Origin of the sequence: Mycobacterium sp. (assembly GCF_049281135.1) — a bacterium.
Taxonomy (GTDB): domain Bacteria; phylum Actinomycetota; class Actinomycetes; order Mycobacteriales; family Mycobacteriaceae; genus Mycobacterium.
Genome location: NZ_JBAPRN010000648.1, coordinates 1 through 7,238, shown reverse-complemented (window position 1 = coordinate 7,238; position 7,238 = coordinate 1). Strand labels below are relative to the sequence as shown.

The window sequence follows — 7,238 nt, the reverse complement described above, 5'->3', positions numbered from 1 at the left end:
GGCAACCGTCGCATGCACGACGTTGATCGCGTTGTCGCTGCCCAGCGATTTGGACAGAATGTCGCGCACGCCGGCACATTCCAGCACCGCGCGGACCGCACCACCGGCGATCACACCGGTACCGGGGCTGGCCGGACGCAGCAGCACAACGCCTGCGGCGGCTTCACCCTGCACCGGGTGGACGATGGTCCCACCGATCATCGGAACGCGGAAGAAACCCTTACGGGCTTCCTCGACGCCCTTGGCGATCGCAGCCGGAACTTCCTTCGCCTTGCCGTAGCCGACACCGACCATCCCGTTGCCGTCGCCGACGATGACCAGCGCGGTGAAGCTGAATCGCCGACCACCCTTGACCACCTTGGAGACTCGGTTGATCGTGACGACCCGCTCCAGGTAGTTGCTCTTGTCCCCGTCGCGGTCGCGACCGCCACGGCCACCACCATCGCGGCGGCCCCGGTTGTCGCGTGAGTCGCGGCCATCGGAACGAGAGTCGCGTCCTTCCGCGGGTCCGGATGTCTGGCCGGCCGTTCCAGCCGGTTGCTCCGCCATTATGCGGTCCTTCCGCTCAGGTTTGATTCCCCAAGATTGTTGCTTGCCATCAGAATTTCAGCCCACCTTCGCGGGCAGCGTCGGCCAGCGCCGCGATCCGCCCGCCGTAGGTGTAGCCGCCACGGTCGAACACCACTGCGTCGACTCCGGCTGCTTTGGCCCGCTCGGCGATCAGTTGACCGACCCGCACGCTGTGGGCCTTCTTGTCGCCGTCCACGCCGCGCACATCCGCCTCGATCGACGAGGCGGCGGCCACGGTGGTGCCGGTGAGGTCGTTGACCAACTGCACGTGGATGTGCCGCGACGAGCGGTGCACCACCAGACGCGGACGCTCCGCGGTGCCCGCGATCTTCTTCCGCAGCCGCGCGTGGCGACGCAGCCGCTGCTTGCGCCGAACGGCGGAAACGCTCTGCCCTGCGGGCTTTTTCGCGGTGCTACCAGCTTGTGATTGCGCCATGACTACTTACCTGTCTTTCCGACCTTGCGGCGGATCTGCTCGCCTTCGTAGCGAATACCCTTGCCTTTGTAAGGGTCGCTCTTGCGGAGACGGCGGATGTTGGCCGCGATCTGGCCGACCTTCTGCTTGTCGATACCCGTGATCGAGAACTTGGTGGGTGTCTCGACCGCGAACGTCACGCCCTCGGGCGCGGTGATCAGCACCGGGTGGCTGTAACCCAGGGCGAACTCGAGGTTGCTGCCCTTGGCCTGCACGCGATAGCCGACCCCGAAGATCTCCATCTTGATGGTGTAGCCCTGCGTCACCCCGGTGACCAGGTTGGACACCAAGGTGCGCGACAGCCCGTGCAGCGAACGATTCTGCCGCTCGTCGTTCGGACGGGTGACCACGATGGCGCCATCCTCGTTGCGCGCCACGACGATCGGCTCGGCGACCTGCAAATCCAGGGTGCCCTTGGGTCCCTTCACCGAGACCTGCTGGCCATCGATGGAAACCTCGACCCCGGATGGAATCACAATCGGCTGCTTACCAATACGCGACATGTCAGTCCCCTCTCACCACACGTACGCGAGGACTTCGCCGCCCACGCCCTGTCTGGCGGCCTGACGGTCAGTGAGCAGGCCCGAGGAGGTCGAGATGATCGCCACGCCCAAACCGCCGAGCACTCGCGGCAGGCCGGTCGACTTGGCGTACACCCGCAATCCGGGCTTGGACACCCGGCGCAGGCCGGCGATGCTGCGTTCCCGGCTCGGCCCGTACTTGAGCTGAACGGTCAGCGCCTTACCGACCCGCGCATCGTCGGTGCGGTAGTCGGTGATGTAACCCTCCCGCTTGAGGATCTCGGCGATGTTGGCCTTGATCTTCGAATGCGGCAGCGTCACCTCGTCGTGGTACGCCGAATTGGCGTTGCGCAGACGTGTCAAAAAGTCTGCGATCGGATCCGTCATCGTCATGACAGCGGTGTCGCCTTCCTCGCAGTGGTTCCCGGTCCGGGCCTGCTGCGCACCTGTTCTCTGAGTTGGTCGTGTGGTTGCAAAACGGTCTGGTGGTTAGCCGGCGTTACCAGCTGCTCTTCTGCACGCCGGGCAGTTCACCCGCGTGTGCCATCTCGCGCAGGCAGATCCTGCACAGCCCGAACTTGCGGAAAACCGCGTGCGGGCGGCCGCACTTGTTGCAGCGGGTGTAGGCGCGCACCGCGAACTTCGGCTTGCGCTGACTCTTGTTGATCAGTGCTTTCTTCGCCATCTGGTCAGTTCTCCTTGAACGGAAAGCCGAGGCCGCGCAGCAGCGCTCGTCCTTCGTCGTCGTTCGTCGCCGAGGTGACGACGGTGATGTCCATGCCGCGGGGCCGGTCGATGTTGTCCACGTCGATCTCGTGGAACACCGACTGCTCGCTCAGCCCGAAGGTGTAGTTGCCCGAACCGTCGAACTGCTTGGGCGACAGACCGCGGAAGTCCCGGATACGCGGCAACGCGATCGAAACCAGCCGGTCGAGAAACTCCCACATCCGGTCGCCGCGCAGGGTCACCCGCGCTCCGATCGGCATGCCTTCGCGCAGCTTGAACTGTGCGATCGACTTGCGGGCCTTGCGGATCTCCGGCCGCTGTCCGGTGATCAGCGCCAGGTCGCTGACCGCGCCGTTGATCAGCTTGGCGTCGCGAGCGGCGTCGCCGACACCCATGTTCACCACAACCTTCACCACACCCGGGATCTGCATGACGTTGGCGTAGGCGAACTCCTTGCTCAGCGCCTCACGGATCTCTTCGCGGTAGCGCGTCTTCAGCCTGGGCTGAACCTTCTCAGTCGTTGTCATGCCCTCAGATGTCCTTGCCATTGCGCTTGGAGATGCGAACCCGCTTGCCGGTCTCCTCGTCGACCCGGTAGCCGATCCGAGCGGGCTTGCCGTCGGAGTCGACCACCATCACGTTGGAGACGTGGATCGCGGCTTCCTGCGTGACGATCCCGCCCGACTGCGCGCCGCGCTGGTTGGTCGAGATCGCGGTGTGCTTCTTGATCCGGTTGACGCCCTCGACGAGCACCTTGTTGCGCGTCGGAAAAGCCTGGATCACTTTGCCTTTGGCGCCTTTGTCCTTGCCGGCGATGACCAGGACGGTGTCACCCTTGTGCACCTTCATCTACAACACCTCCGGGGCAAGCGAGACGATCTTCATGAAGCGTTTTTCCCGCAGCTCGCGGCCGACCGGCCCGAAGATGCGGGTTCCACGCGGGTCGTTGTCGGGCTTGATGATCACGGCCGCGTTCTCGTCGAATTTGATGTAGCTGCCGTCCGGGCGGCGGCGCTCCTTGACGGTGCGCACCACGACGGCCTTGACCACGTCACCGCGCTTGACGTTGCCGCCGGGGATGGCGTCTTTGACCGTCGCAACGATCACATCGCCGATGCCGGCATACCGCCGCGACGAGCCGCCGAGCACGCGGATGCACAAGATCTCCTTGGCGCCCGTGTTGTCGGCGACCTTCAGCCGCGATTCCTGCTGAATCACTCGATCTCCTGACCTGGTTCACGTATGCACGCCCACGCGTGAACGGGCTGGAGGACGCTGGATTGCACGGTCCACCAGACCAGTCGTGCATGGTCTTCGTCACCGAAAGGCACGCGGGGCTGACGGTAAAGCTTCGAGATGCCAGCCGAGGTCTGCCCACGGCAACCCCTAGAGTCTAGGTGAAGACCTGCTCAGAGCCAAATTCCTGGTCGACGGCCATTACCGGCGGTCGGAAGCGGCGAAAATTGCTCACCACTTCCGTGATGACGTGCATCGAGCTCGGAGGGAGTCCGACGTCTTGGTGGTGGTTGCGACACGGTCACAACGGGATACCGATCCGACGTATCACTGACCCCAATTCCCACTGTAGTCACTATCGTCACAGGTTCGAATCCGTGCGCGTCCGCTGTTGACGACCAACGGGGAAGTCCAGGCACCCATCGGAGGTTTGACGTGTGGGTATTTGCCCGACTCGCACCGGTATCTGTGGCGTCGGCGGCCGCCATTGGACTCATCGCTCCGGTAGTCGTTGCCCCTCCTGCGGCAGCCGCGCCGTGCTCTCAAACGGCTTCCGCGGCGCCAGCGAACAGCGGTCCGGCGCTGCCGGGGGCGGCGACGCCGCCGGTAGAACACGTGCCGAGAGGGCGCATGCCCCGCGGCGCGCAGAACCAGGCAATGCCGTTCGGACTGGGTCCGCTCCCGGCCGCGGCCTTAGACCCGACAGCAACGGGTGCTTTGAACTTCGCGCCGATGCAACAGGAAGGCGCGGTGCTGCCCTTGCCTGTGCCAGCGCTTCCCGGTCCGGCAGGCCAACAGGTGCCGAACCTCACGGGCCCCGCGACCGGGGCCCCTGCCGCGGCGGTCGCGGCCCCGACGACAACGATGGTCAGCTGGATTGACGGGCCCAACAGCCCGAACAACACATATACGCGCTTCGCCATCTCGGGCGCCGATCTCGGCATTGTGTGGGACAACGGCCAAACCGGTGCGAATGACCAAGTGCTCATGGCATTCGGCGACACGTTCGGCGATTGCAGCGTCGCCGGCCAGCAATGGCGGAGCAACACGTTGTTTCGCAGCGCGGACCGCAATCTGTCCGACGGAGTGTCGGTGCCAGATCCCGCGTTCGGCAACGTCTACGCCGGCTCGCCGGTCCTGTCCGCGACTCCACCGGGATCGAACTTCTCAAGACAGATCATCGCCAGCCTCAATCTCGCCCCAACCGAAGTGACCATCATCCCAACCGCTGGAATCTCGGTGGGGACAACGCAGTACGTCAATTTCATGTCGGTCAAGCAGTGGGGCAATCCGGGCCAATGGACCACGAACTTCTCGGCAATCGCGGTGTCCACCGACAACGGCGAAAATTGGACCGCCAGTCGTGGAACCGTCCGTCCGAGCTTCTTTTTCAGCGTACCCAGCGTCTGGTTCAACTGGGGCAACCAGAATTTTCAGCAGGGGGCGTTCGTCCGACGCGACGGTTACCTGTACTCATACGGCACCCCGTCCGGACGCTCGGGCTCCGCATACGTGTCGCGAGTCCCCGAGAATGCTGTGCTGGACCTCAGTCAGTACGAATACTGGAGCCAACCCTGGTGGAATTTCTCCGGAGCAGGATCGTGGGTCGCAAACAGTCCCTGGGCCGCCACGCCGGTCATTTCGGCTCCGGTGAGCGAGATGTCAGTGCAATACAACGATTACCTCAACAAGTATGTCGTGCTCTACACCGACGGCTCGAACAACGTCGTGATGCGGACAGCGGATAATCCACAAGGACCGTGGAGCGCAACGCAGACCCTTGTGACGTCAACACAACTTCCTGGCGGCATTTACGCCCCGTTCATCCACCCCTGGTCGACCGGCCACGACCTCTACTTCAACCTCTCGCTGTGGTCGGCGTACAGCGTAATGTTGATGCACACCACGCTGCCCTAGCCGCTCTTCGAAGGCCGAGCCGATCATTAGACAGACCGCGACGGTATTCCTGACGGCGCTGGCAGAAGCCCTCGCAGTGCTTTCCACGCCGACAGCGGCGAATGCGAATCCCGTTGTACCGCAACCAGACACACCCTGTTCGTCCAATCTCGCCAACGCGATGACTCGGCTTCCGGATCAGAAAATAAACCTGGTGTGCCAGCAGCAAGCAAACGAGGACTACCAATGGGGAGTCGTCACCTCCGATTACCCCAGCAGTGATCGATGGTTGACCTATGGACCCCAACTGACACTGCGCGGCGAGGGAACTCGCAACTACAACCTACGGTCAGGCGATTGGATCGCTCTGCCACAGGACCCCGACAGCCAGTGCATCGAGGAGCAGATAGCCGTGGTCGGTGCCGGAGTTGTAAGTTCGCCCCAAGTCGAGGCCGGGGCGCCAGGGCAAGAGCTCTCGTTTCGGGTGTTACCTGATCTCTTCTCGATAACGATGAAGGGCTACTGCCTTTGGAGGAAGGTGAACTCCTGATAATTGGCGCTGGCGCCCGCCCAAAAAGTTTCAGCAAATGGTGAGTACGGCAGTAGCACTTGAGGTTTGAGGAGCTTTTTCGACGGCACATATCCCGGCTCGGGCCCGTTCGCGATGCGCGGTCAATCTCCTTGCCGGATATAGGAGTAGATGTACAACGCCATCGCGGTCGCCAGCGCGAGCAGCACCCACTGCACCAGCGCCTGGTCGATCATCGAACCCGGCGGCGGCGCGCCGGGAAGAATATTTCGCAGCGGAACGATCGCGAACAAGTTCGCCGCGTACCAGGTGGCGAACGGCGGCACGAACTTTCGTCTGCCCATCGCCATCGGAATGGCCACCACCAGCGCCAGGGTCGGCAGGCTGACCAAGACCAGGATGATGCCCAGGTCGAAGATCAGCGGCCCCTTGGCCCGGTGCAGCGTGACGACCACGTTGCTGGTGTTGTGGCCACCGGTTTCACTGGTGTCGCTGCTGCGGGTGACGCTTGCGTCCCAGCCGTCCATCGCTCCGGTCACCTGCACGAGAGCCGGGAGACGCTTGCGTTCGGCGCCATTGCCGACGAAGACATCCGCCGAGATCGGCTCGGTCCGATAGGAGTCAAATGGCCAGGCGCCGGGATCACCGTGCGCCTGGATCGTGGTGCTGACCTGGGCCGGCGCCTTGCCTGCCGGGTATTTCAGATCACCCAGGTCGTTGGGTGGATACAGCCGCACGGCGATATCGGTGTTCAACTCATCGAAGCGTTTGTCCTCCAGCGACTCGCCCGGATAGATGAGCACGTTCACGGTGAGGCGATTCGTCGTGGACTTCAACTCCTCGAGCCGAATCTGCACAACCGTCTCGTCGGGCCCGGCCTGGCTGATGTCCAGCGGCGGGAGCGGACCCTCCGACTTCTGCAGCAAGTGAACGCCGAAAAGCGAAAGAGCGTAGGCGCCAATCACGACCAGCACGATCACCACACCGATCACGATGCGGGGCCGCTGCCGGTCCTGCTTCTCCGCTGGAGGCGATGAGGTTTCCGACGGAGTCTGGACGGTCATTGCTCACCGCCGGCCCGGAATTTCGGGACCACTTGGCGGGAGCGGACTGGCACTGCGCGCAGGACGTCGGCCTGTCGGGGCAACACGGGGGTCACGTTAGCGAACGAAGGTGTCGATCGCGCGGCGAAAGAACGATCTAGGACAGGGCGCCCGAATCTCGTCACCCGCTGGCCACCCGGCAGTAACGCGCAGTTCAGGCACGTAGGAGGAAAACATGAATT

Annotated in this window: 11 protein-coding genes; 2 read left to right on the top strand and 9 right to left on the bottom strand. The window is 63.5% G+C overall.

What is annotated here, in order from left to right:
- From rpsE to rplN, 8 genes are all read right to left on the bottom strand, one after another.
- Window positions 1–549: 30S ribosomal protein S5 (gene rpsE, locus WAN02_RS25670; protein ID WP_422267692.1), on the bottom strand; the 549-nt coding region annotated here is incomplete at its 3' end.
- A 49-nt stretch (window positions 550–598) separates the two neighbouring features.
- Window positions 599–1,006: a 50S ribosomal protein L18 gene (gene rplR / locus WAN02_RS25665; protein ID WP_422267690.1), complete on the bottom strand. Its 408-nt coding sequence runs from the start codon at window positions 1,004–1,006 to the stop codon at window positions 599–601.
- 2 nt (window positions 1,007–1,008) lie between these two features.
- Window positions 1,009–1,548, bottom strand: coding sequence for a 50S ribosomal protein L6 (gene rplF, locus WAN02_RS25660; protein ID WP_422267688.1), 540 nt, complete (start codon window positions 1,546–1,548; stop codon window positions 1,009–1,011).
- 12 nt (window positions 1,549–1,560) lie between these two features.
- The gene (gene rpsH / locus WAN02_RS25655) at window positions 1,561–1,959 is read right to left on the bottom strand and encodes a 30S ribosomal protein S8 (protein WP_422267686.1); all 399 of its coding nucleotides are present in this window, start codon (window positions 1,957–1,959) and stop codon (window positions 1,561–1,563) included.
- A 106-nt stretch (window positions 1,960–2,065) separates the two neighbouring features.
- Window positions 2,066–2,251, bottom strand: coding sequence for a type Z 30S ribosomal protein S14 (locus tag WAN02_RS25650; RefSeq protein WP_067336836.1), 186 nt, complete (start codon window positions 2,249–2,251; stop codon window positions 2,066–2,068).
- A gap of 4 nt (window positions 2,252–2,255) precedes the next feature.
- Window positions 2,256–2,819: a 50S ribosomal protein L5 gene (gene rplE, locus WAN02_RS25645; protein WP_422267684.1), complete on the bottom strand. Its 564-nt coding sequence runs from the start codon at window positions 2,817–2,819 to the stop codon at window positions 2,256–2,258.
- A gap of 4 nt (window positions 2,820–2,823) precedes the next feature.
- A complete protein-coding gene (gene rplX, locus WAN02_RS25640) occupies window positions 2,824–3,141 on the bottom strand; it encodes a 50S ribosomal protein L24 (RefSeq protein ID WP_422267682.1) in 318 nt (105 codons plus the stop codon).
- Entirely contained in the window at window positions 3,142–3,510 is a 369-nt protein-coding gene (gene rplN / locus WAN02_RS25635; protein WP_045373371.1) for a 50S ribosomal protein L14, read from the bottom strand.
- Window positions 3,511–4,185: 675 nt separating this feature from the next.
- Between rplN and WAN02_RS25630 the strand changes: the two genes are divergently transcribed.
- Window positions 4,186–5,445, top strand: coding sequence for a DUF4185 domain-containing protein (locus tag WAN02_RS25630; RefSeq protein ID WP_422267680.1), 1,260 nt, complete (start codon window positions 4,186–4,188; stop codon window positions 5,443–5,445).
- A 193-nt stretch (window positions 5,446–5,638) separates the two neighbouring features.
- Complete coding sequence (locus tag WAN02_RS25625; RefSeq protein ID WP_422267678.1) at window positions 5,639–5,974, top strand: hypothetical protein; 336 nt, start codon at window positions 5,639–5,641, stop codon at window positions 5,972–5,974.
- Between the two features lie 122 nt (window positions 5,975–6,096).
- Here WAN02_RS25625 and WAN02_RS25620 read toward each other — a convergent pair whose 3' ends face one another.
- On the bottom strand, window positions 6,097–7,017 hold the full coding sequence (locus WAN02_RS25620) for a DUF4436 domain-containing protein (protein WP_422267676.1): 921 nt from the start codon (window positions 7,015–7,017) through the stop codon (window positions 6,097–6,099).
- Window positions 7,018–7,238: the final 221 nt, after the last annotated feature.